The organism is Halomonas sp. S3-1-1, from assembly GCF_023757625.1.
Lineage (GTDB): Bacteria > Pseudomonadota > Gammaproteobacteria > Pseudomonadales > Halomonadaceae > Vreelandella.
The window spans coordinates 898,816-920,828 of sequence record NZ_JALGBZ010000001.1; the positions used below are offsets into that span (position 1 = coordinate 898,816).

Annotated in this window: 28 protein-coding genes and 1 riboswitch; of the genes, 24 read left to right on the forward strand and 4 right to left on the reverse strand. The window is 53.5% G+C overall.

Annotated elements, in window-relative coordinates; translation table 11 throughout:
• Nucleotides 1–75: 75 nt before the first annotated feature.
• Nucleotides 76–231: riboswitch (TPP riboswitch) on the reverse strand.
• Nucleotides 232–428: 197 nt separating this feature from the next.
• The 16 genes from MQW23_RS04235 (at nt 429) to MQW23_RS04315 (ending at nt 11,147) form a co-directional block, all read left to right on the forward strand.
• Nucleotides 429–887, forward strand: coding sequence for a GNAT family N-acetyltransferase (locus tag MQW23_RS04235; protein ID WP_252106568.1), 459 nt, complete (start codon nt 429–431; stop codon nt 885–887).
• A gap of 530 nt (nt 888–1,417) precedes the next feature.
• Nucleotides 1,418–2,128, forward strand: coding sequence for a hypothetical protein (locus MQW23_RS04240; protein WP_252106569.1), 711 nt, complete (start codon nt 1,418–1,420; stop codon nt 2,126–2,128).
• A gap of 160 nt (nt 2,129–2,288) precedes the next feature.
• Complete coding sequence (locus tag MQW23_RS04245; protein WP_252106570.1) at nt 2,289–2,780, forward strand: hypothetical protein; 492 nt, start codon at nt 2,289–2,291, stop codon at nt 2,778–2,780.
• A 91-nt stretch (nt 2,781–2,871) separates the two neighbouring features.
• Nucleotides 2,872–3,246 (forward strand): hypothetical protein, encoded by a 375-nt coding sequence (locus tag MQW23_RS04250; RefSeq protein ID WP_252106571.1) that lies wholly within the window; start codon nt 2,872–2,874, stop codon nt 3,244–3,246.
• Nucleotides 3,247–3,392: 146 nt separating this feature from the next.
• Nucleotides 3,393–4,004, forward strand: coding sequence for an FRG domain-containing protein (locus MQW23_RS04255; RefSeq protein ID WP_252106572.1), 612 nt, complete (start codon nt 3,393–3,395; stop codon nt 4,002–4,004).
• A gap of 672 nt (nt 4,005–4,676) precedes the next feature.
• Nucleotides 4,677–5,303, forward strand: a complete 627-nt coding sequence (locus MQW23_RS04265; protein ID WP_252106574.1) for a LysE family translocator — start codon at nt 4,677–4,679, stop codon at nt 5,301–5,303.
• Nucleotides 5,304–5,431: 128 nt separating this feature from the next.
• On the forward strand, nt 5,432–6,055 hold the full coding sequence (locus MQW23_RS04270) for a LysE family translocator (RefSeq protein WP_252106575.1): 624 nt from the start codon (nt 5,432–5,434) through the stop codon (nt 6,053–6,055).
• Between the two features lie 70 nt (nt 6,056–6,125).
• Entirely contained in the window at nt 6,126–6,548 is a 423-nt protein-coding gene (locus MQW23_RS04275; RefSeq protein WP_442908575.1) for a GFA family protein, read from the forward strand.
• A gap of 95 nt (nt 6,549–6,643) precedes the next feature.
• Complete coding sequence (locus MQW23_RS04280) at nt 6,644–6,901, forward strand: hypothetical protein (protein ID WP_252106576.1); 258 nt, start codon at nt 6,644–6,646, stop codon at nt 6,899–6,901.
• 95 nt (nt 6,902–6,996) lie between these two features.
• Nucleotides 6,997–7,710 carry a DUF4145 domain-containing protein gene (locus tag MQW23_RS04285; RefSeq protein ID WP_252106577.1) on the forward strand — a complete coding sequence of 238 codons (714 nt, stop codon included), beginning with the start codon at nt 6,997–6,999 and terminating at the stop codon, nt 7,708–7,710.
• Nucleotides 7,711–7,818: 108 nt separating this feature from the next.
• On the forward strand, nt 7,819–8,361 hold the full coding sequence (locus MQW23_RS04290) for a DinB family protein (RefSeq protein ID WP_252106578.1): 543 nt from the start codon (nt 7,819–7,821) through the stop codon (nt 8,359–8,361).
• Nucleotides 8,362–8,421: 60 nt separating this feature from the next.
• On the forward strand, nt 8,422–8,928 hold the full coding sequence (locus MQW23_RS04295; RefSeq protein WP_252106579.1) for a hypothetical protein: 507 nt from the start codon (nt 8,422–8,424) through the stop codon (nt 8,926–8,928).
• A 94-nt stretch (nt 8,929–9,022) separates the two neighbouring features.
• Entirely contained in the window at nt 9,023–9,484 is a 462-nt protein-coding gene (locus MQW23_RS04300; RefSeq protein WP_252106580.1) for a methyltransferase family protein, read from the forward strand.
• Nucleotides 9,485–9,698: 214 nt separating this feature from the next.
• A complete protein-coding gene (locus MQW23_RS04305) occupies nt 9,699–10,715 on the forward strand; it encodes an alpha/beta hydrolase (RefSeq protein WP_252106581.1) in 1,017 nt (338 codons plus the stop codon).
• 37 nt (nt 10,716–10,752) lie between these two features.
• The gene (locus tag MQW23_RS04310) at nt 10,753–10,887 is read left to right on the forward strand and encodes a type II toxin-antitoxin system Phd/YefM family antitoxin (protein WP_442908576.1); all 135 of its coding nucleotides are present in this window, start codon (nt 10,753–10,755) and stop codon (nt 10,885–10,887) included.
• Nucleotides 10,884–11,147, forward strand: coding sequence for a Txe/YoeB family addiction module toxin (locus MQW23_RS04315; RefSeq protein WP_252106582.1), 264 nt, complete (start codon nt 10,884–10,886; stop codon nt 11,145–11,147). The genes MQW23_RS04310 and MQW23_RS04315 overlap by 4 nt, the downstream gene beginning before the upstream one ends.
• A gap of 103 nt (nt 11,148–11,250) precedes the next feature.
• On the opposite strand, the gene MQW23_RS04320 is transcribed toward MQW23_RS04315, so the two are convergent.
• On the reverse strand, nt 11,251–12,786 hold the full coding sequence (locus MQW23_RS04320) for a Na+/H+ antiporter NhaC family protein (protein WP_252106583.1): 1,536 nt from the start codon (nt 12,784–12,786) through the stop codon (nt 11,251–11,253).
• Between the two features lie 437 nt (nt 12,787–13,223).
• Here MQW23_RS04320 and MQW23_RS04325 point away from each other — a divergent pair, with 437 nt between their 5' ends.
• Together MQW23_RS04325 and MQW23_RS04330 are read left to right on the forward strand one after the other, a co-directional pair.
• Nucleotides 13,224–14,444 (forward strand): GGDEF domain-containing protein, encoded by a 1,221-nt coding sequence (locus MQW23_RS04325; protein ID WP_252106584.1) that lies wholly within the window; start codon nt 13,224–13,226, stop codon nt 14,442–14,444.
• Nucleotides 14,445–14,675: 231 nt separating this feature from the next.
• Nucleotides 14,676–15,449, forward strand: coding sequence for a cyclase family protein (locus tag MQW23_RS04330; RefSeq protein WP_252106585.1), 774 nt, complete (start codon nt 14,676–14,678; stop codon nt 15,447–15,449).
• Nucleotides 15,450–15,546: 97 nt separating this feature from the next.
• Here MQW23_RS04330 and MQW23_RS04335 read toward each other — a convergent pair whose 3' ends face one another.
• Nucleotides 15,547–16,035 carry a TspO/MBR family protein gene (locus MQW23_RS04335; RefSeq protein ID WP_252106586.1) on the reverse strand — a complete coding sequence of 163 codons (489 nt, stop codon included), beginning with the start codon at nt 16,033–16,035 and terminating at the stop codon, nt 15,547–15,549.
• 140 nt (nt 16,036–16,175) lie between these two features.
• Here MQW23_RS04335 and MQW23_RS04340 point away from each other — a divergent pair, with 140 nt between their 5' ends.
• The 4 genes from MQW23_RS04340 (at nt 16,176) to MQW23_RS04355 (ending at nt 17,976) form a co-directional block, all read left to right on the forward strand.
• Nucleotides 16,176–16,397: a VF530 family protein gene (locus MQW23_RS04340; protein ID WP_252106587.1), complete on the forward strand. Its 222-nt coding sequence runs from the start codon at nt 16,176–16,178 to the stop codon at nt 16,395–16,397.
• A gap of 76 nt (nt 16,398–16,473) precedes the next feature.
• Nucleotides 16,474–16,665, forward strand: a complete 192-nt coding sequence (locus MQW23_RS04345; protein WP_252106588.1) for a hypothetical protein — start codon at nt 16,474–16,476, stop codon at nt 16,663–16,665.
• Between the two features lie 282 nt (nt 16,666–16,947).
• On the forward strand, nt 16,948–17,217 hold the full coding sequence (locus MQW23_RS04350) for a hypothetical protein (RefSeq protein ID WP_252106589.1): 270 nt from the start codon (nt 16,948–16,950) through the stop codon (nt 17,215–17,217).
• A gap of 18 nt (nt 17,218–17,235) precedes the next feature.
• The gene (locus MQW23_RS04355) at nt 17,236–17,976 is read left to right on the forward strand and encodes an alpha/beta fold hydrolase (RefSeq protein ID WP_264297474.1); all 741 of its coding nucleotides are present in this window, start codon (nt 17,236–17,238) and stop codon (nt 17,974–17,976) included.
• 60 nt (nt 17,977–18,036) lie between these two features.
• Here the strand turns inward: MQW23_RS04355 and MQW23_RS04360 are convergent, their stop codons facing one another.
• On the reverse strand, nt 18,037–19,332 hold the full coding sequence (locus MQW23_RS04360; RefSeq protein WP_252106590.1) for an MFS transporter: 1,296 nt from the start codon (nt 19,330–19,332) through the stop codon (nt 18,037–18,039).
• A 260-nt stretch (nt 19,333–19,592) separates the two neighbouring features.
• Here MQW23_RS04360 and MQW23_RS04365 point away from each other — a divergent pair, with 260 nt between their 5' ends.
• Nucleotides 19,593–20,255, forward strand: coding sequence for a DUF2268 domain-containing putative Zn-dependent protease (locus MQW23_RS04365; protein WP_252106591.1), 663 nt, complete (start codon nt 19,593–19,595; stop codon nt 20,253–20,255).
• A gap of 93 nt (nt 20,256–20,348) precedes the next feature.
• Nucleotides 20,349–21,236: a GNAT family N-acetyltransferase gene (locus MQW23_RS19505; RefSeq protein ID WP_319022795.1), complete on the forward strand. Its 888-nt coding sequence runs from the start codon at nt 20,349–20,351 to the stop codon at nt 21,234–21,236.
• 7 nt (nt 21,237–21,243) lie between these two features.
• Here MQW23_RS19505 and MQW23_RS04380 read toward each other — a convergent pair whose 3' ends face one another.
• Nucleotides 21,244–21,978, reverse strand: a complete 735-nt coding sequence (locus MQW23_RS04380) for an SDR family oxidoreductase (RefSeq protein ID WP_252106592.1) — start codon at nt 21,976–21,978, stop codon at nt 21,244–21,246.
• Nucleotides 21,979–22,013 lie beyond the last annotated feature (35 nt).

Below are 22,013 nucleotides of genomic sequence, written 5' to 3' on the forward strand. Positions count from 1 at the left end.
ATCCTCCGGGGTAGAGATCCGAAGGGCAGGCGAGAAGATCGAGGAAATGGCACGGAAGGGGAATGAAGCATTGCACCGTCGCCATCGCTTGATCCCTACGCCGGTACCCGCGCTTTTTTTGAATAAGCGCATTAGCCGGATCAGGTTCAGCGGGACCAGCGCTTGGCACCCTTAAAAGAGCACGCCCTGCGCCATCTCAGCCGGATATCACCGGCACCCCGTCAAGCAAGTAGTCTCGGCGAGTCTAGGGCTGGGCGGGGAGAGATGCAAGAAGGCTACGTTCAGATTTGCTTTGCCCCCTCGAGAATCAATGGGGTAGATTTACTCAAGCGAGGGTATCAACTCAATGAACTGGTCAAGCTGTTCATCGACATTGAGAAGCCAACCGTACAAACAATATTGAGCACCCATTAAGTCCAGGAGTCGCTTTGGATATACGCATTGATGATTTAAAGAGTCCGGAAGTGATCAGCTTGATAAGCGAACACCTTGCTTCAATGGCACCCACGGCGCCGCCCGAGAGTCGTCATGCCCTTGATCTGGACGGGTTGCGAAGCCCCAACATTACCTTCTGGGCGGTATGGGACGGCTCGCAACTTGCAGGTATCGGCGCCCTGAAACGTCTTTCTCGAGAGCATGGCGAGATCAAATCCATGCGCACGGCAAAACGCTACCTGGGCCAAGGCGTTGCATCCCGGTTGCTTTCACACATCGTCAATGAGGCAAAAAGGAATGGGTACGTTCGGTTGAGCCTGGAAACCGGTTCAATGGAGTATTTTGAGCCAGCAAGGAAGCTATACGCTTCGTTTGGCTTCGAGTCATGCCCACCTTTTGAAGATTATGTAGGCGACCCGAACAGTGTATTTATGACCAAATATATCGGTTGAGTCAGTTTCAGCGGAGATAGCGTTAACATACCCAAAGACACACTCCGCAACATCGTTGGCAAATATCAAACCTCGACAGGCCGTTTACCTGGCGGTGTTAAGGCGTAGGAGAGGAGGTGCACGAGGTGGGCGGTGCTACGAGTCAACCTGATTGATGGCACTGCATGTTGCTATGCTGGAAGCATCGACATTGAACAACGATAGCAAACGGGCCGGGAAGCCTTCTGCCGCGCCTCTCAAACGAGAGCCACCTCACCGATGTTAAGACGAGCCTTTATCAATGCGAAGGAAGGCTATAGCGTTTCACCCGCAAGGAAGCCCGAACCCAATCCATTAGTTTCATGAGGATAGCCCTTTGTATTCGTCATTTGTGTATTTATATACAGTATTATTGGAAATGGCAAATTGAGACAGCACGCGAATTTTGGATAGGCAGCCAAAATTTGCTTTGCTAGCAATAGAATCAATGAGGTAGATTTGATCAGAGCGGCTGCATAATCACTGTTAGGCTCACGGTAGAAAGCTCAATCATGAACAAAGATAAAGAAAGCCAAAGCCTATCGAATAATCTTGCCTTGACAATCGCAAAGTCAGGCGACCTAGAGCTTCCAGCTGAGATTCTTGAATTCACGATTGATCAAGTAGTAGATGAGGGTATTCTCAAAGACATTCCCGTGGTGGGTTGGATCGCTAAGGGCGTTTCCGTAACTCGTTCAATTTCGGATCGCATATTTCACCATAAAGTGCTTAGGTTTCTGGTGGCGCTTGAAATGACTAGCCAAAGAGATCGCCAAGACTTTCTCAAGAACATTGAAGAGGATCCGGAATACCGACGAAAAGTTGGGGAGCATCTGATCATTGTTATCAACAAAATAGATGCTTTTGAAAAGACCTCGCTCCTGGCCAAGTGCTTCGATCATTTCATAACTGAAGATATCGACTTCGACTACTTCGTCGACTTATCTAACATCATCGAAAGGGCTCCCCTTTCGGACCTAAAAGCCTTGTGTGTGCCGCCAAGCCAACGAGTTGCATTTAGCAGCGCGGGTATCGCGGTAGCATGTGGTCTGCTCGAGTTCGATATCGAGCCTTCCAATCACGAAGAAGGTCAACCTGAATTGGGGACGAGGATATCTAAGTACGGGAAAGATCTCCGAGACATTTTTCGTGGACAGCTTCGTAACCGAATAGCAAAAGAAAAAGCACAAAGAGAGGCCCTGTTCGGGAAGGAGGAATGGTGAGCCCGGAGAAGATATGGCTAACAATCGCAGGCACAGCGACGGATTTTTCGTTGCGGCTGCGCCTCCACTACAAATCCGCGCGTGCTGCGGGCGTTATGTTTAAAAAAGTAGGTCTGAAATGGCAAGAGTTCGAGTATATCCTCACAATGACTTACTGAACTTGGCGCACTATCAACGAGAAGTCATTAACGACAAGGTGGCGCAAGGAATCGAGGATGCGATCTCGCTCGATTGTCTCAGCTGCATAATTTCGATGGCGTTTTCAGTGGAAGCAATTGTTAATTTCGTTGGTCATCAGAAAGTTCACGGATGGAGAGAGCGGCGTCCTTACCGGGATAAGGTCAACGAAGTTTGTGAGGTTGCTGGACTTGTTTATGATGAGACTGCAGAGCCATTTTCAACGGTATGGCAGTTGAAGGAAACGCGCGACATGATCGCACATGGCCAGCCTTTCGAAGGAAACGTTAACGTTCGTACTAGGGAAGAGCTTCACACTACTATGGAGTGTCCCTGGGATCAGCACCTCACCCCGGAATATATCAATAGTGCATATGAGCAGCTCAAAGAATTTGAACATAGCCTCTTTGAAGGCGCAGGTATCTCACTGGCGTTTACGCTTACATCATCTGTTAGGGCAAGTAGCGAAACATAACCAAGCCAAGCACGGCGACGTCTTTTCGTTACGGCTTCGCCTTCACTACAAAGCCGCGCGTGTTGGCGGCGTTATGTTTCAAGGAGGCAAAGTGCTCAAACTGGAAGTTGATCGTTATAGCGTTCATGCTGGCGACGATATTTCGCCACATGCCGTATCAATCTATGTGCATGAGGATATGAGCATTGAAGATCTTTTGGTTAAAGCCTCCAAGAAGTGTGCTTTGCCAAAAATATCAGGCGGTAAAGCTACATGGTTTGCATATTCGGATGCAGAGCCAAAACAGTACCTTGGTGTTATAGCTCAGCAGTGGAAATCACCTAAAGTGCTCTCTTCGAGTACAGTAGGTTCTACATTCCCCATACAAGCAGCCAAGCTAGTATTTCGCTATTGGTGTCAGTCTGACCCTGATCAGGTTTTTGACGCACTTGCCAACAACAAAGAGTTACCAGGTAGGTTCGCGTAAAAAACACAACAATCACAGGCACGGCGACCAAATACTCGCTACTCGCTCGCATTTGGCGCGTGCTGTAAACGTTAGAAGGACATATGCAAAAGATTGAGTCGGTCGCATAATTTCTTGGTGTTGTCGATAAATTCGGCAAGCGAGGAGTGCTCTATCGGGGGCATACCAAGGAGTCTTACAAGCTTATACCATCTATAGGTAGGTATCGTAATAAATCTATAGAGCGATGTTTTGATTTAGAGAAAAAGGAGAAAAATTCACTTTCTATCTTTGAGGCAGAGTATAAGCAATACATTGATGTAACGCTCAAGACGAAATGGGAGTTAATTGCACTCGCTCAGCATTACGGCTTGCCTACGAGGCTTCTCGACTGGACTTTATCTCCCCTTGTTGCACTGTACTTTGCCGTCGAAAAGAATATGGACGAAGATGCAGCATTATTTTGTTTGCAGCATGATGAGTGGCTTTATGGTGATAACGCATTTAAAAACGATCCTTTCACTATTCCTAGACCCATAGTCTATATGCCTGACCACATAACGCCGCGCCTCAGGGCGCAGCAGGGGGTATTTACAGTGCAGCCTAATATTGATAGTGAGCTTAGTCTTCCAAATATTAAAAAGTACATCATCCCAAAAGAAAAAATTAATGATATAAAGTGGCAGTTATTCACTTACGGAGTAACACCAAAGGTAATATATCCTGATGTGGATGGTCTTTGTGCTGATTTGAAATGGTCGCAGCTTGAAGGCTTTTAACAATCTCAGGCACAGCGACGGGTTTTCCGTTACGGCTACGCCTTCACTACAAACCCGCGCGTACTGTAAACGTTAGGCATCAAAGGTTATAAATGTACAGTTCGATATTGATACTATTGTATGGTTTTTTGGTTTCGCTCGGTGCAGTTGCGGGTACTTGCACACAGGGAGATGATGGGCGTTTTTATGCTTCGATAATGTATGGCTCAATACTGTTCATTCTCATCATAGTCAAACTTCTTCGTAGAAATAGAGATTCAATATTTATATGGATTACACCCTTGATTGCTTTGTTAACAGCTATGTCGGTAACTTATTTCTGGGCACCTTTAGTAATTGAAACAACGATTGAAGGTCATCATTTGTGTGGCAAAGAATTTGATTCTCATTTGGGGGAGCTTGATGTCTGGTCTAGAAGCATACCAACGCTACATATTGTTTTCTCGTTAGCTATTTTCATGCTTTCATTTTGGGAGTTAATTAGGTGCAAAATGGGTAAGTAGGTTGTGGCGGCAAGATGCCTAACAAGCTGCTCAAGAGGGATTCGCAACGCGTGGCATTTTTGTTATGCGTTGATTTTAGAGATTAAGGTGGTTTGCAGCGGCTTCGGTATTGCGTTGCTCATCCCTTAGCAGGGCGTTAGCGCCCATTTTCATATAAGAAGGAGGTCTTATGTTTCCATTAGAAGTGTTCGTTACTTATACGTTGGCATGTTTATTACTCGTCATCTCTCCAGGGCCCGATAACTTGCTCGCTATTGGTCGAGGTTTAAGTCAAGGGCGGTTGGCGGCAGTAGTGTCGGGTATGTCTTCTGGGGCGGGTATCTTATTTCATGTTGTCGCAGCAACTTTCGGGCTAACTCTTCTAATTCAAACCTCGGAAGTAGCGTTTTACGTTGTTAAACTAGTTGGTGCTGTATACTTAATTTGGTTGGGCGCAAAGGTTCTTCGCTCGAGAAGCCTGTTCTCATTAGAACCTGCAAAAAAACAATCTTTGCGAGTTGTTTTTTCCACTGGCTTTCTATCAGCCGCGCTTAACCCGAAGCCGGGCATGTTTGTTCTTGCTTTTGTCCCTCAATTTGTAAATCCAAGCTTAGGGTCAGTGACGAATCAAATGATCGGCTATGGAATTTGGTTTGCGATATTAACAGCTGTTGGCTTTAGCTTAATGGGTTTTTTTTCGTCCCAGTTATCCGAGTGGTTTAGGGGTAAGACTAAATTAATGTCATGTTTAAATATTGGTGCAGGTATCACATTTGTTTCTTCAGGGTTAGCCGTGGCGCTTATGAAGCAGCGATAGTCTGAGCGCTAACAAAGCATTTAAGAGTGGTTCGCAACGCTTGGCATTTTATAGCCAAGCGATGCTCACACCTTAATGCGGCGTTAGAATAAAGAAATTGGAATTTACTTTTCAATCGGATGTTTATAATGGAAATAAATTATATTTTAATTATCACAGCTGCTTTCTTTGTAGTTGCTAGCCCTGGCCCAGCCACTTTATCAATTGCAGGGACATCTATGAACCGAGGTCGTTTACATGGAGCAACTCTGGCAGCTGGTATTTTAACTGGGTCTTTATTCTGGTCGTGTTCTGCAGCATTTGGCCTTAGCGCTATTATGTACACAAATGCATGGTTGTTTGAACTTGTAAGGTATGTTGGAGCATGTTATTTAATATTTTTAGCCTACAGGGCAGCTCGCTCAGCAATTAACCAAAAAGACATGGAAATAAATGGTATTCAACACTCTTGTTTAATGAAGATATATCTTCGAGGTGTTGCAATTCATTTAACTAATCCAAAAGCAATTTTATTTTATGGGTCACTATACGCCATAGTCATACCATCAAATACAGCTCCAGAGGACCTATTTAAAGTAATAGGTGTTGTTGGCTTGGAAAGCCGAATAATTTTCCAATGTTACGCATACGTATTTTCAATATCTAAAGTACGCAGAGTATATTTAAAGCTTCGTCGATGGTTTGAAGAATTTTTTGCCATTATATTTGGCATCGCTGGTTTTAAAATATTAACAGCTAAGCTCAATACTTAGTAATTATAACAAGTGTGTCAAATCGACGCATTTACGCTGCGCTTCAATGCGCAATTTACACAAGCGTTAAATGTACAGAAGGAGATCCCCAATAGGGCTGAAGGGAAGCTGTTTGTGTGGCGAGATAAGTTACGAACTCGACTCTGTGGATATGCCGATTGTGCATTGTCACTATAAGACTTGTCGTAAAGCCCATGCGGCCCCATTTGCATCCACTGCGGGAGTAAGGCGCGAGAATTTCCGCTGGCTCAGCGGAATCAACTCAATTTCTAGGTTCGAATCATCTCCTGGCAAATTGCGCCATTTCTACAAACGCTGTGGTTCTCATTTGGTCGCCGAGAGGCCTGCACAGCCACACGTAATTGTTCGGGTAGCCACTCTGGACGATGACCCCGGTTTGAAGCCCGAGGCCCATATTTGGGTGTCGCACGACGTGCCATGGCTTGAGTACGATAGGGTGTGTCAGCATAGCGAATGGCGCGATGACATTTAACAAATCAATCAAGTTCGTTCCCGGCCCGGCGGCCGTCCACCGGACGCCCCTGTCGGGTCGCCGCTTATTTTTGGCGTTAAATGAGGGGGGAGAATATGGCGTCCAAGGAAGAAGCCCAAAACTTCGTCGATGAATTGAAGACGAAGCTCAGAGAGCCAAAGGATTTCACTTTCTTTATCCCCGGCTGGGAGCCTGTTGATTCAAAGCAGGGCCTTTGGTGGACAACAAGCCAGCTCTGGGAAGGTTTCTATGTTGCCTACCAAGTTGATTCTGAAAAAAAAGCGGCACACCTCAAGACTTGGGAGTTTGGTGAAGATGAGCCAGATTGGCCGAGTTATGGCACAGGCATTTAACAAGTGCAGGTTGTCGGACAAGTACTACGCTACGCTCTGTACCTGCCGCAACTGCAAGCGTTAGCGCCCGCAATGCCGGATACGTTGGGAGCTTGATGATCAAGATTGAAATACTGTCGGTTCGGAACCCGCAGTGGGCAAACGAAGGCCGCACGACCATTAACTGCTTGGTGAGAACTAACATTCTCCACTTGGAAGTGCCATTTACTGCCACTCCCTACGACTCAGAAGCTCACGGGCGAGAAATTTTCGTCAGATGTCTTTCAGGCGAGTTTGGCGAAATTGCACCGATGGAATCTAAGCCTGCGACACAACCCCTGCCACAATCTGAGCTTCCTGCAAACTATCATCGTCTTGAGAGATTTCTTCTCGGGGCCAATCGAGAGAATAGACGTCAATCTTTTCGTAGCGTCGTCATCGTTTGGGGCTCCATGCTCGATAATCTTCTTGATGAAATGCTTGAGGTAAAAGCATCTCGGGCGTCATCCGCAGGAGAAGCTGTAGGTAAGCCTCCAAAGACTCTCAGTGCTCGGATCAATAAAGCCCTTAATGCACGTTTAATAGATCAGGAAGAGGCTAGCAGGTGTCATCACATAAGAAGGATACGGAATGCGGCAGCGCATGAATGGGAGTTGTCCTTAGTGACTGGGGATGTTTTGCCATCCCTTCGAGCGCTTCATGAAGCGGATCACTCTAAAGTGCTAGTCTTCCATGAAGACTTAGAATTCCTACTGCAACAGGTGTATAGCAGCTCCTGCGCGATGCTTGTGATGAAATTCATTGAACGGCTGGCAGCGATTGGACGGTAAATCTTTGAGCACTAACCAGGCAGTCAACGGGACCGCTCTTTCGCGGCGCCTTCGGCTCTGCTCCAAAGCGGCCCGTTACCTTCGGATTATATATGAGAAGGAACTCAGATGAGCTTAAAAGAACACTTTGAATTACTAGCTTCCTACAACCAGTGGATGAACTCGAAGGTTTATGCGGCTGCAGGACAGCTTCCTGCGACAGATCTGGTGAAAGACCGTGGGGCGTTTTTTGGCTCCATCCTTGGAACTCTGAACCACATCCTTGTTGGCGATACCATTTGGCTCAAACGTTTTGCGACTCATCCGTCCTGCCTGAACTCATTGCGGGAGGTCGCCGACCTGCAAAGCCCAGGAAGCCTGGATCAGGTACTCTTCGAAGATATTGGTATCCTATCTGAGCAGCGAATCTGGCTGGATCGCCAGATTGTCAACTGGATAGCCGAGCTATCCGAAGGTGATTTGGATTTCGTTCTAAGCTACCGAAACACCAAGGGGATTGCTGCCAATAAACGATATTCGAGCCTGGTGCTTCATTTCTTTAACCATCAGACTCATCACCGAGGGCAAGTCTCTACTTTGCTATCACAGGCAGGCATGGATGTCGGGGTTACTGACCTGTTGGCTCAGATTCCGGAGGAAGCTCATGCATAACCAGGCTAGGCACGGCGACGCCTACTGCATTGCGGCTTCGCCTTCATTTCGTAGCCGCGCATGCTGGCAGCGTTAGGCACAATTATGAGTTGTTACGAAGAATGCGATTGTAATTGTGGTCAGGAAGGAAAGGAATTTGACAGGATAATTCTGTCAGAGACAAATTTTGATGTAACTGCATCTCAACTTGCGCATAGCAGTATGGGATGGTTCTGTGGGTTTGACGACTTGCATGACAATCAGTGGCCAATTTCCAAGGATGGTGGTGTCTATTTGCTTTGGGAGAAAAATGACTATTGTCCAGTGCACGAAAATTTTCACTCTAAAGCGTTATACGTGGGTAAGGGGCGAGTGAAAGCAAGAATTTACGCTCATGCTAAAAACAAAGGATTTACCGAGGAAAATATCGTTTATTTTACTTTCCTGGAAATGCCCAATAGAAAATCAAAATATATCGAACAGCTTCTTCTGGATTTATACGACTTCCCATTAAATCGTGCAGAAAACAACGGGCGTGGCAAACTATGTGCTTATATATCGCAAGAAGAAGCCGATTTTGGTTCATAGAATTGCCTAACAAAACAAACCAGTTCGCGGCTAGCGCCGCCGGACTCGCTACCGCTCGCCGCTGTTTGTGGCGTTGGATGCTCAAGGGATCATCGTGCAGACATTAGAGCTAAAAATCCCACCAGTTATTCTGGTGCTTTTTACCGCAAGCCTTATGTGGACATTGGCGGTAGCTGTTCCGAGTCTTGGTTTCACTTTGTCCGCTTCTCCACTTGTAGCGCAGGTGTTTGCGGCAACTGGAATTGCTTTTGCGTTACTTGGTGTATGGGAATTCCGCTCAGCGGGCACAACCGTCGACCCGCGAGTGCCAAATCAATCCGTCAGCCTTGTCGTGCGCGGGGTCTATCGAATAAGTCGAAACCCGATGTACGTTGGGTTCTTGCTCGTTCTGAGTGCCTGGGTCATTTTTCTCAGCAATCTAGCAAGTCTTGTACTGCTTCCGGCATTTGTTATTTATATGAATCGATTCCAAATCGTCCCAGAAGAGCGACACATGCGGGAAAAGTTTGGTGAGGCTTACAGGCAGTATGAAGCAAAGGTGCGCCGGTGGGTTTAACGCCCAACAAGTCACTCAAGTGCATTTCAGGCGGCCGGCGGCCGTCTCCCTGGACGCCGCTTAATATTGGTGTTAAATGTTGATAATCGATAACGATAAATTATCGCCGTACGAACGGCGTGCGATCAATCTCGAAATGGCGCTGCGGCTTGCCCGTTTGTTTGATGATTCGCCGGAATTCTGACTGAATACGCCGTTATCCCATTGATTTTGGATGGCTGCACCATCGATAAAGAAAGAGGTGTATCGGATCAAGCCGTCGCATAAACAGGTCGGGCGCTTAATGTTAAAAGCACCGCTTTTCGTTGCGTTGATCGGAGCGTTAATCACCATGTCGACTGGAGCAGACACGGCAGGCCTTGATTTTCGGACCCTTTTTTCGAAACTGCCGCCTACATCTGAAATACCCTCGCGTGATGCGTTTGAAGCGCGCGACGAAACACGTCTATGGTATCGGCACTATCCGAGCGAGTCGGATACCGCGCTCATCCTTGTGCACGGGTCCGGAACCGACAGCCAGTATCTCTCTTTTTTCGCCCAGACCCTGGCAGAGTCGGGAATCGCTACTGTCTATACGCCAGATATGCGCGGGCATGGCCTGTCTCCCGTCAAGCGCGGCGACATCGATTATATCGAGCAACTGGAAGATGACCTGGCCGACTTCATTTCGCACGTTAGGACGGTCAATGACAGGCTGGAGACAGTCGTTGTTGGTGGTCATTCCTCCGGCGGGGGGCTGGCCGTACGTTTTGCGGGCGGCAAACATGGCGATCTTGCATCAGCGTATCTTTTGCTCGCTCCGTATCTTGGTCACGATGCGCCAACGGTGCGGGAGAACGCGGGCGGCTGGGCAGCTCCGAATCTCTCCAGGATCATTCCGATTTCCATGTTGAATGGCCTTGGAATCACTCTTTTTAACGGCGTCCACGTGCTGCAATTCGATTTGCCCTCCGACTATCGCGATGGCTCCGAGACACTGTCCTATTCATACAGGCTGATGACCGGATTCGGCACCTCGGATTTCAGAACGGATCTGGGCGCGGTAGAAGTGCCTCTTCTTCTCGTAGCCGGTTCAGAGGACGAAGCACTCGTTGCGTCCGAGTTCGAGGGTACTGTTAAGCCACTGGTACCGCACGTACTCGTTGAGACGGTTAATGGGGCGTCCCACTTGGGCCTCGTTGTGGATGAGGAAGCGATAGACATCGTTCGCAGGTGGGTTCGAAGGCTATAGTGGTGTCACTACGCGCTTCATCCGACACCGCAAAACCGTGCTGGTATCGGAAGAGGACTGGTCGGCCATTCAGGAAACGCTTTACCTGCTCTCCGTACCGGGTATGCGGGAGTGGATGTGTGAGGAGGTGGATACCCCTTTGGATGACTGCTTTGGGAAGCCGAACTGGTGACATGGGCGTTGGTTTCCATCAGGCAGACGCAGAAGGATGCCAAAAAGTTGGCATCCAGCGGCCTCAAGCCTAAAGCCCGGGAACTTCTAGCATTGATAGCGGAAGATCCTTACCGCAAACCGCCCCCTTTCGAGAAACCCGTTGGTGATCTTGCCGGGGCGTATTTGCGACGCATTAATATTCAGCATCGTTTGGTCTACCAGGTGCTTGAAGATGAGCGAGTGATCAAAGTGCTAAGGCTTTGGAGCCACCACGCATAATGAATCATCAGACGATGTTGCCGAATATTTCTCCAACGCTTCGCGGCTTTTACGGGTTGGAGCTCACTGCGGGCGTTTGATCAACAAACGCCCGAAGTAGGGTTTATCCTCTGTACTGGCGCTGGCTCAACCGCCCCAGCGCCATCAACACCCCAAACTGCACCACCAGCCCCACGACCAGCAGTACCCACACCGACGCGACTACCATCGAGGCCAAGTACAGCAGCCCGCTGATGCTGGCAGGCACCAGCGCGTAGGGAATTTGCGTGCGCACGTGGGCGATATGATCCGAACCCGCGAAGATCGAGGCCATTACCGTGGTATCGGAAATGGGCGAGCAGTGGTCGCCGAAGATCGAACCGGAGAAGATCGCGCCAATGGCCATGCTGACCAGCGCCACGTCGCCGCTGGAAAGCTCGAATGCCAGCGGCACGGCAATCGGCGTGAGAATCGCCATCGCGCCCCAGGAACTGCCGGTGGCGAACGAGATCACCATGGCGATCAAGAAAATCAGCAGCGGCAGAAGGGCGGGCGAGAGCCAGTCGCGGGTCGCATCGATCACGTGTTCGCCGGTGCCAAGCGCCCCGGTCACCGTGCCGATGCTCCAGGCCAGCACCATGATCACCAAGGCTGGCAGCATGGTGCGAAACCCGGCCAGCAGCGTTTCTTCACAGTCCTTTAGCGTCTGGCGCTGGAAAAGCGCCATGATCATGCCGGTCATCACCATGGCGAACGCCGCCCAGGAAAGTGCCACGCTCACGTCGGTATTCTCCAGCGCGTCCATGAGCGTTGCGCCCTCGGCGCCGCCGCCGGTGTACCAAAGCCCCCAGCAGGCCACGCTAATCAGCACCACCAACGGCAGCAGAAAGTGCCAGAGCCGCCCGCGACCTTCGGGCACCTCGCCCAAGTCCGCATCCACGTTGGAAAGCGGCGTATCGCCGGGCGCTACCAGCTCTCCGGTCTTCTCGGCGCGGCGCTGGGCATTTGCCATGGGGCCGAAATCCCCGGCCAGCAGAATCATCGGCACGGAGGCCAGGCAGAGCAGGGCGTAGAAGTTCCAGGGAATCGACAGCAGAAAGAGCCGATAGGGCTCCGCCGAGGCGAAGCTCAGCCCCACGAGTGCTCCGGCAATCAGCGAGACCTGATAGCCGATCCAGTCCGATACCGGCCCCAGAGTGGCCATGGGCGCGGAGGTCGCATCCATCACCCAGGCAAGCTTCTCGCGGGACTGGCGCTGGCGTGCGGTCAAATCGCGCGTGGCGTTACCCACGATGACGGAATTGACGTAGTCGTTGAAAAAGATGACCACGCCCAGCGCCCAAGTGAGCAGCAGCGAGGCCCGCCCGGAGTGAATGCGCTTGGCAAGCGCACGGGCCAACGCCTGGGAGCCGCCGGTACGATGCATGAAGGCCGCCCCCGCGCCGAGCAGCGCCACCAGCACCAGAAAGCGGGCGTTCCATTCGTCGGTCATCACCTCGGCGAACCAGTCGAAAGTTTGCCCTACGGCGGCGATGGGGTTGCCCGCCACCAGCCAGCCGCCGATCCAGATGCTTACGAATAGCGAAACGTTGACCCGGCGGGTGGCAAGGGCCAAGGCAACCGCCACAATGGGCGGCAGTAACGAAATGAGTGCTTCCATGCGATCGTTCCCGTTCATTATTGAAGTATTTGTATTGTTAGCATGCTAAAGCTTTCTGGTGCAAAGGGCAGGCTTGAAAACCATTCAAAATAAGCGGTTGCAATGTCGATAGTCACTGGGCTCACAGCTTTTTTGAAATGCGCTTTAATCCGGAAAAGGGCGTTGAAAATAACCAGCGCGAGAAATGTATGACAACGCCGTGTTTCCGGCTAAGATTCGACTGAAAACAGTGGCAGGCCAGGTATCGTGAGGACATGTACCTGCCTTTAGTCTGGGGTTCAATGAGCCGCTAGAGCTCAGCAAGGTTTGGTTTTGAGTGTCGAGTGGCCAAAAAATCGCAAGGTATAACGTTATGCTACACGTCGGGTCAGGCGCTGTTTGAAAGCGCCATGAGCCGTTAACGGCGATAAAAGGTGGCAGCGTTACGGGGAGGGGGTTTGGGAATAAAGCAGGATCATTATCGCGTCCACTGGTTGACGGGGCAGTTCTGCGACCCTGACCGGGAATCAATATATCGCCAGTCCATTCAGCAGCGCCTGAGTAACGAGTACAGTCTGGCCCTGAGCATTGCGGCGTTTGCCTATGGCATTTTCGTGCTATCGGATTATTTTCTACTGGGGCCAGTTCCTGGGTTTTTTCTGCTTTTGGCCCTGCGTCTTGCGGTCGTGAGCGCTTGCTTGCTCATCGCCGTCAAAATTCGGCGCGGTCGAGGGCGCCGTGGCGTGAGCGGGTGGTACGCGCTACCGCTATGGCTGATTGCGACCGGCATCATTTTGATCGTGCCCTTACGCCCTGAAAGTTATTCCACTCAAATTACCGCGGCCGTCGTTGCGGCCTTGGCGTTCTATCTCCTCATCCCCAATCGGCTGACCGTGGTGACGTTGGTCAGCCTGTACCTGACCCTTGGCTTTTTGACGGCTTTGGTGGTATTCACGAACGCTAATGTGGTCGATGTCATCCGCACCGCAATTCTTTTATTCATCGCCAACGTTGTAGGGTTTTTCACCCTGCTGCGGTTAGAGAGGCTGCAGCGCACCCAGTTTGCGCTACTGCGGGATGAGCGCGACCAAAACCAGGCGCTGCATGAAGAGATCACCAAAGGCAAGTTGCTCGAAGAGCAGCTGCGCATGAGTGCCGAGCGCGACGCGCTGACGAAGCTTAACAATCGCGGTCATTTCATGAAGCTGGCCGGAAAAATGCTGCAACGCGCCCAGTCCGGCCAAACGCCCTTTAGTCTGTTCATGATCGATGTAGATCACTTCAAGCGCATCAACGACACCTGCGGCCACTGCCATGGCGACAAGGTTTTAGCGGAAATCGCCGAAGTGTGCGAAGTCTCCCTGCGCCCAACGGATGTGATCGGGCGCTTTGGCGGCGAGGAGTTCATCGTGGCGCTGCCCGACACCAGCCTCGACGATGCGCAAAGAGTGGCCGAGCGGTTGAAAAAGGAGGTGTCCAACCTGTCACTTCCGGGCGAAATGGGCACTCAAGGCCCCAGTGTGACGATCGGCGTGGCAGCCTCCAACGCTGACGGGAAGAATCTCGAGTCCTTGATCAAACAGGCCGATCAGCTGCTCTACATTGGCAAACGAGCCGGCCGAAATCAGGTCGTGGTGGGCCGTGATGGTGATGGTCGAGGAGCCGGCGAAGCGTATTAATAACGCTTTTGCGTTGATTCTCGGTTCTTTAACTATGGGTGTTGAAGGCCGTATTCAATAAAATATATCCTGGTACGACCTGATGAATACTATGTTTAGTAAAGTTTAGGGTAAATTACATTAGAGAAATATAAAATTACTATTTCTATATTCACTAAACGCACATTTTTCGCTCAGCGAACATCAAGTGAGTGCTTTTTCTAACTACAACTCTCATCGATAGGCCATAAAATGAAAACAGCCATTTCAACACTATCTTTAGCGGTGCTTTTGTCCGGGTGTGCTGGTGTTTCTCAAAGCAGTCACTCCGATGATTCGCTCCTGAACAGTTTTGATATCCGCGATTATCGAATCATCGATTTATCCCGTGTTCAAAGCGCCGATATGCCGGCTGCCTCAGTACTGAAACTCCCGGAGCAAGAGTTTTTTATGAGCATCGAGCAAGGCGATGATTACAATATCGAAGTGATCTCCTACGCGCCGCACACGGGAACCCATGTGGATGCGCCTTATCACGTCATACAAGACGGTATGACGGTAGAGGGTTTTGACCCCGCTGTGTTGATAGGCAGAGCCAACGTTATTGATCTTCCAGTATCCGGCGACTATTTGATCAGTTTGGCCGATATTCAGACATGGGAAGCGAACCACGGGGATATCGAACAAGGTGAAGGGGTTTTATTCGATACACAGCAGGATGCGCTGTGGCCGTTAGGCAACGCACAATATATCGATCAGGGCTATCCTACGCTCTCTGTCGAGGCCGCTCGGTATCTAGTCACGAAAGATATCGGTTATATCGGGGTGGAAAGCATTTCTCCCGACGGTCCGGAGCCTGACGCGCATAGGGTATTGTTGGAAAACGGCATTCTTGTGGTGGAAAACCTGAAGGATCTCGACAAAATTGGCTCTTCCAAAACGTTTGTTATCGGTACGGTACCTGCGGTGGAGGGCGCCTCTGGCGCGTGGGTGCGTCTATTGGCTTTAGAGCCCGCTCATCAATAAAGCGGTATCCTGCAAACTCAACCAGCACCTGCTTATTGTTATCAGGTGCTGGTTGAGTTTTTCTTATGAAGAAAGGGCGTGAAAAAACGTTCGAGCTTTACCCCAGTATCTGGGGGTTCATCTGCCACACGCTCCAGGTCAACGCACAGGCCAGGCCCACCCACGCGAGATAAGGCACCAGCAACATCCCGGCGAAGGCCTTGAGTCGCCAGAACATGATCAGCGTCACCAGAATCAGCGCCCATAGCGCCAGCACGGCCACGAACGCAATCGCTCCCAACTGCCACACGAAAAACAGCCAGCTCCACAGCGCGTTGAGCGCAAGCTGTATCACGAATACGGTCAGTGCCGGTTTCGCGCCGGGTTCACGCCAGCCAAGCCAAGCGGCGATACCCATCAGCCCATAAAGCGTCGTCCACATCGGCCCGAATAGCCAGGCCGGCGGCGCCCAGCTGGGCTGCTCGAGCGATGCATAGAAATCTGCTGCATTGATGGAGGCGACGGCGCCAATGGCGGCGGCGATATAGGCCAGCACCAGCCAACCGGCCAAGCCGAGAATCTGCTGCTTGCGGGAAAGTGTGCGCATTCGTGTATCTGCCGATGTCAGGGAAAACGGTGTCAATCGTAGTGCAACCTGGCGAACTCGGCTACGGGCGGGTCTGTTAAAGTACGAAACCGCCTGCCCGGCTTGCTAGGGCGTTTGAAACCGATACGGAGAATGACTCGATGAACCCGCCACAGCCCAATAACCCTCTTCACGGCGTGACCCTTGAAACGATAGTGACTCGCCTGGTCGAGCACTACGGCTGGGAGGCTTTGTACGAGAAAGTGCGCATCAACTGTTTTAACAATGACCCCGCCATCAAGTCCTCGCTCAAGTTTCTGCGCAAAACGCCCTGGGCGCGCGATAAAGTGGAAGCGCTGTATATCGAAACGTTTAGCGCCTGATTAAAACCTGGTATAGCTTCATTAATTCGCGCGCCGGTCATGGCCACGCGCTCTAAGTCTGAAAAAGGAGTTTTATATGCGTGACCGGTCGTCCTGGAAGCCACTGACCATCGCGGGCGTTGTTTTGCTCATGAATAGTGTCGTGTTTTGGGTGATGACGCTGGCGCTGGACGGCTCGGCGCTTTGGGGAGCGGCGCTGGGCTGCCTGATCGCCGGTGCCCCGCTGCTCATCACCGGGCTGATATCCCGTCGCCGGTACTCGGCTTGAAAGCGGTCAACGCTGACCTGATCGTTGGAACCCAATAACTCAAGAGCGCTTCATGAAACATCTGTTCTGGCTCATTGAGGGCAAGATGGCCGGTCGCGCCCGATCGCACTGTCGGCGCTTGGCTGGGAGCCGTTTGCCCACGAGGTACTCGCGCTGGTCGAATCGCAGCGCTGCTAGTTGCGAATGACGTGAACATTGCACGCTCTTAAGGCGCCCGCCCAATACCGAAAACCCTGCCATACTCTCCTGAGCCACTTATTCACGGACGAAAGGAGCGATACAGTGCCTACTTCCTTGTTTACCCGTACGCTGCTGGCCGGCGCGATCACAAGCGCGTTCGCCACAAGCGCCATGGCCAGCGCCGATGAGATGCCCACCTTCGACGGCGAGCTTTCCGGTTTCGAGTACGCCTACCCGGTCGAGCGGTTCGAATTCGAATCCCAGGGCCAGGAGATGCAAATGGCCTACTTGGACGTTGCGCCTGAAGAGGGCAGTGCCAACGGCCGCACCATGGTACTGCTGCATGGCAAGAACTTCTGCGCCGGTACGTGAGAGGCGACGATCGAGGCGCTGACCACTGCCGGCTACCGCGTTATCGCGCCAGACCAAATCGGCTTTTGCAAATCCACCAAGCCCGAGCGCTACCAGTTCAGCTTCCACCAGCTGGCCGCCAACACCCACGCGCTGCTCGACGAGCTGGGTGTGGAAAACGTGACCGTGAAGGGGCACTCCATGGGCGGCATGCTGGCCACCCGTTTTGCGCTGATGTACCCGGAAGCGACCGAGCAATTGGTGCTGGCCAATCCGATCGGCCTGGAAGACTGGAAAGCGCTGGGCGTGCCGTACCAGAGTATCGATGACGGCTATCAAAGCGAGCTGGAAACCACCGCTGAAGGCATTCGCGAGTATCAGCAAAGCACCTACTACGCGGATACCTGGGAGCCGGAATACGACCGCTGGGTCGAGATGCTGGCGGGCATGTACGCAGGCGAAGACGGCGAGTGCGTGGCCTGGAACCAGGCGCTGACCTCGGACATGGTCTTCACCCAGCCGGTGGTGTATGAGTTCGGTGAGCTCGAGGTGCCTACGCTCCTGCTGATTGGTGAGCAGGACAATACCGCCATCGGCAAGGGCCGCGCCTCGCAAGACGTTCAGGCCACCCTGGGCCGTTACGATGTGCTCGGCGAACAAGCGCGCGATGCCATTCCCGATGCCACGCTGGTCGAATTTCCCGAGCTTGGTCACTCGCCGCAGATCCAAGCGCCGGCGCGCTTTCACGAGGCGCTACTCGAAGGGCTCAATCGGCAGTAGGCGTCACCCCGGCGAGGGCGTATCAAGCCCGCGCCGGGTTATCGCTTTAGCATGTGGCTCTTAACGCCTATCTGATGCGCCATCGGTTGCGGCATCGCTGGTCTCCTCCAGGTCTTCGAGCGGCTCGCCGTCCTCGTTTTGTAGCTGGTGATCGAAGGCCGCTTGAAGGCCGGGTTCTTCTTCCGGCGCGTCATCCGCCTCCTGATGAATATGGCCTGGAAACAGCGGCGAGAGTAGCGCAATGACGATGCCCAGCACGGCGATGATCGAGAACGTAACGGCGTAATCAAACGCGTTGATCAGCGCGCCGATGGTGGGCGAGCCGGTCGCCTGCCCCAGCGATACTGCCAAAAACGGCAGTACCGGCCCTATTGATAGCCGCCCGGGCAGCAGGCGAATGCCGGTCATCAGGTAGAGCCCGGTCAGGCTCATGTAGGCCAGCCCAAAAATTAGCGCCGAAAAGATCGCCAGCAGGGGCTGCGAGGGGCTGGCGGCCAGCAGTAAAAGGCTTGCCGAGAGCATCATCAGCATCAGCGACTGGGTGATCGGCGGGTTGTTACGGTCGGCCAGATCCGCGACGAAGGCGCCGCCTAATCCCGCAAGCCCAACTGCGAACCACAGCCAGCCGGTCGTGCTGGGTGGCAGGCCGCCCAGCGTGATGGCCAGATCCGGAGCGAAAATCCAGTAGGCGGACGAGACGAACCCCATCAAGAAGGCGAACAGGGTAAGTCGTGAAAGCCGCGACCAAGGAAGCTCGCGAAGCGGCGGCGGCGGGGCGGCGTTGGCCGGCACGACCGGCGACACCGACGGCAGGAAAAACCAGGTGGCTACCACGCCTGCCGCGGCCAGCACGGTGAACGACAGATACGCCAGCCGCCAGGCATCCGCCATCCACAGCACCGTGGGCACGGCGACGATGATCCCCACGCTGGTGCCGGCGTTCATCACGGAGCTTACGCGTGCATGCAGCGAACGCTTTACCATCGCCTGCATGCCTGTGGTCAGCGCCGGCATCATCAGGCCGGTGCAAATGCCGCAGGCAAATACGCCGCTGCCCAGCGTGAACGCGCTGTGGGCCTGGCTGATGAGCACGAGCCCCGCCACCCCAAACACACCTGAAAGTATCGCGGCCAGGCGCGCGCCCAAACGGTTGGCCACGGGAGGAGCGGCCAGCGTGGCCAGCACGAAGCTGATCAGCGGAAGCGCGCCGATCAGGCCGATCGCCGAGGTGCTCAGCGAAAGCTCATCGCGAATGGGCGGCACGAACAGCCCGAAGGCGAACCGTGCCAGCCCGTAGCTGATGGCCACCAGGCCAGCCCCAAATACTGCGAAGGAGGTACTCGAGATAGCGCGCATGATGTTCCTTCTCACAAGAGGACTAAAAGCGTTACACGAGCGAACCGAGTCAGCGCGCGAGATCGCCGTATGAGGGCGAATGTAGATGATTGATGCGTTAAACGCAGTGGGATTAGACGAATGGCTTTATCAACGCCCGGAAGCCGAGCCCTGCTTGCATTCGCGGCGGTGGTAAGAGACAAGATGACGACCCGTTTGAAAGGAGCCCCCATGCCCAACGATGATTGCTTGAATCTCGTCCGTCCGACCGGGCAGCGCCCATGCTAACGCCGCTGTTTCTGGATACCCGCGACGGGCGTCATTTTTCGAATCAGGCCTGCGAGACGATCGAGCAGGTCTGCCGCGAGGCCGAGCCCGAGATCCGCGCGCACCTGCCGACGCTTGCCGAGCACATCGAGCTTGCCTGCCAGACCGGGAAAACGGTGATTCCCGAAACCGGTGAGATGGGGCTGGCGCTGACCGCCACCCGCGTGGGCTGGACGGTGGACGCCGCACGCGAAGGCGGCGTCGATGCGATCGCCCGGGCGCAGCTTTACTACACGCTCTTTCACGAGTGCCATCACCTGGCGCGGGGCTGGACGGTTCATCGCGAGGCGCCGGTAGTCGACTTCATGGAAGGCGTGGTGAGCGAGGGCCTGGCGACCGTATTCGAGCGCGACGTGGCCGGGCGGCAAACGCCCTGGGGCGACTACCCGGACGAAGTCGAGACGTGGGTGCAGGAGCTTCTAGCGCTGCCTGCTGGCGCGCACTATGTCAGGTGGATGATTCAGCACGAGGATGGGCGGCGCTGGATTGGCTATCGGGCCGGCACGTACATCGCCGATTTGGCCATTCGCGCCGTAGGCCTCTCAGCGGCGGCACTGGTGCACGTTCCAACCAAAGACATTCTCGCGATGGCCGGTATCAGGCGGTCAACCCAATAGCGCGTCGGTTAAATCGCGGCGGCTTGCGTGATACATTTCTAATATAAGTGTCGCCGCCGCTTTGGCCTCTCACGCGCACAACGGGATACTCTTTTGCTTACTCCTGTCATACAGCAAGAACCCACCGGATGCGGCATCGCATCCGCCGCCACGATTCTCGGCCTTACCTATGAAGATATGAAGGCCCGCGCCAACGCGATGGGCATCTACGCCGAGGATGAGTCGCTCTGGTCGAGCACCGATTACGTGCGCCGTCTGCTCGCGCACAAACACGTCGCGACCTCACCGAAAGAGCTTCCGTTCACGGGCTGGCAGGCGCTGCCGGATCTGGCGCTGATTGCGATCAAGCCCCACCAGCGTGACGGCAAGCACTTCTGGCACTGGGCGGTATTTCAGCGCGAAAAGGGGCAAGCGGTAGTGCTGGATAGCGCCAGCTACCTACCCGCCAACCTGCGTACCGATTTCGATGCCATGCATCCGGCCTGGTTCATCGCCGTGACGCCGCCTGCGCGTGCGGACTTCGAGATCACCACGAGCACCCAGTCCGACTACCCGGCATTGATCGCACTTTGGGAAGCTTCGGTGCGCGCCACCCACGATTTTCTGGCCGAAGAGGATCTATTGATGCTCAAGCCGCTCATCTTCGAGCAGTTTTTCGACGCGCTGACGCTTCGAGTGGCGAAAGCGCCAAACGGCGAGATTCTGGGCTTTAGCGGCGTGGCGGCGGGCAAGCTCGAAATGCTCTTCATCGCACCGGCGGCGCGGGGCAAGGGCATCGGCCAGGCGTTGGTCGACTACGCCCGCCGGGAGCAGGGCGTAAGCCGGGTCGATGTGAACGAGCAAAATGTGCAGGCGCTCGGCTTTTATCAGCGGCTGGGCTTTACGGTGCTCGACCGTTCGCCGCTGGATGGGCTAGGCAAGCCGTACCCGCTGCTGCACATGGCGCTCGCAAAAGGGAATGACGAAGGCGCCACTGCTTGAGGTCGAGTTAGCTAACGCGGGCGCCGCCATCGACATTCACCACGCTTGCATTGATGAAGTTGTTTTCCAGAATGGCCAGCGCGGCGTGGGCGATATCCTGCGCCTGACCCCGGCGCCCGGCGGGGATATTCGCCGCCTCCACAGGCGCGCAGGCCTTGTCCCACGTGGCGCTGTCGACCACGCCTGGGCAGATCACGTTGAAGCGTTTGGGCTTCATCTCGATGGCCAAATTCGCCACCAGGCTCTCCAGCGCCATGTTGATCGACCCGACCAGCGAGGTGCCCTCGGTCTGGCGGTAGGCGGCCACGCCGGAGAAGAACAGCACCGAGCCGGCGGGGCTCAAATGCTCGGCGGCGGCGCGGGCGAGGTTGATCGGCCCCATCAGCTTGGAGGAAATCATCGTTTCGATCTCGCGATCCTCGAGCTGCACAAACGGCTTGAAGGTCAGATCCGCCGCGCTGCATACGATGAAATCATAAGGGCCGTGCTCCTTGAGCGCGCTTTTCACGGCCTCGGCATTACCAATGTCCAGCGCGTAGCGCCCCAAACACTGATCGCCGAGCAGGTCAGCGACGCGGTCGAGCTTTTGCGTACATCGCCCGGCAATCGCGACCTGCGCCCCGCGAGCGGCGGCCATCAGCGCGATCGCCGCACCCATGCCGGAGCTTCCGCCCGCCACGAACAGCCGCGCGCCATCCATGGCGCCCAGCCCGTCACCGCCTCGCGGAAGATTCGTTGCCATCGTACTGTCCTTGTGTGAGGGTGTTGATGATTCGA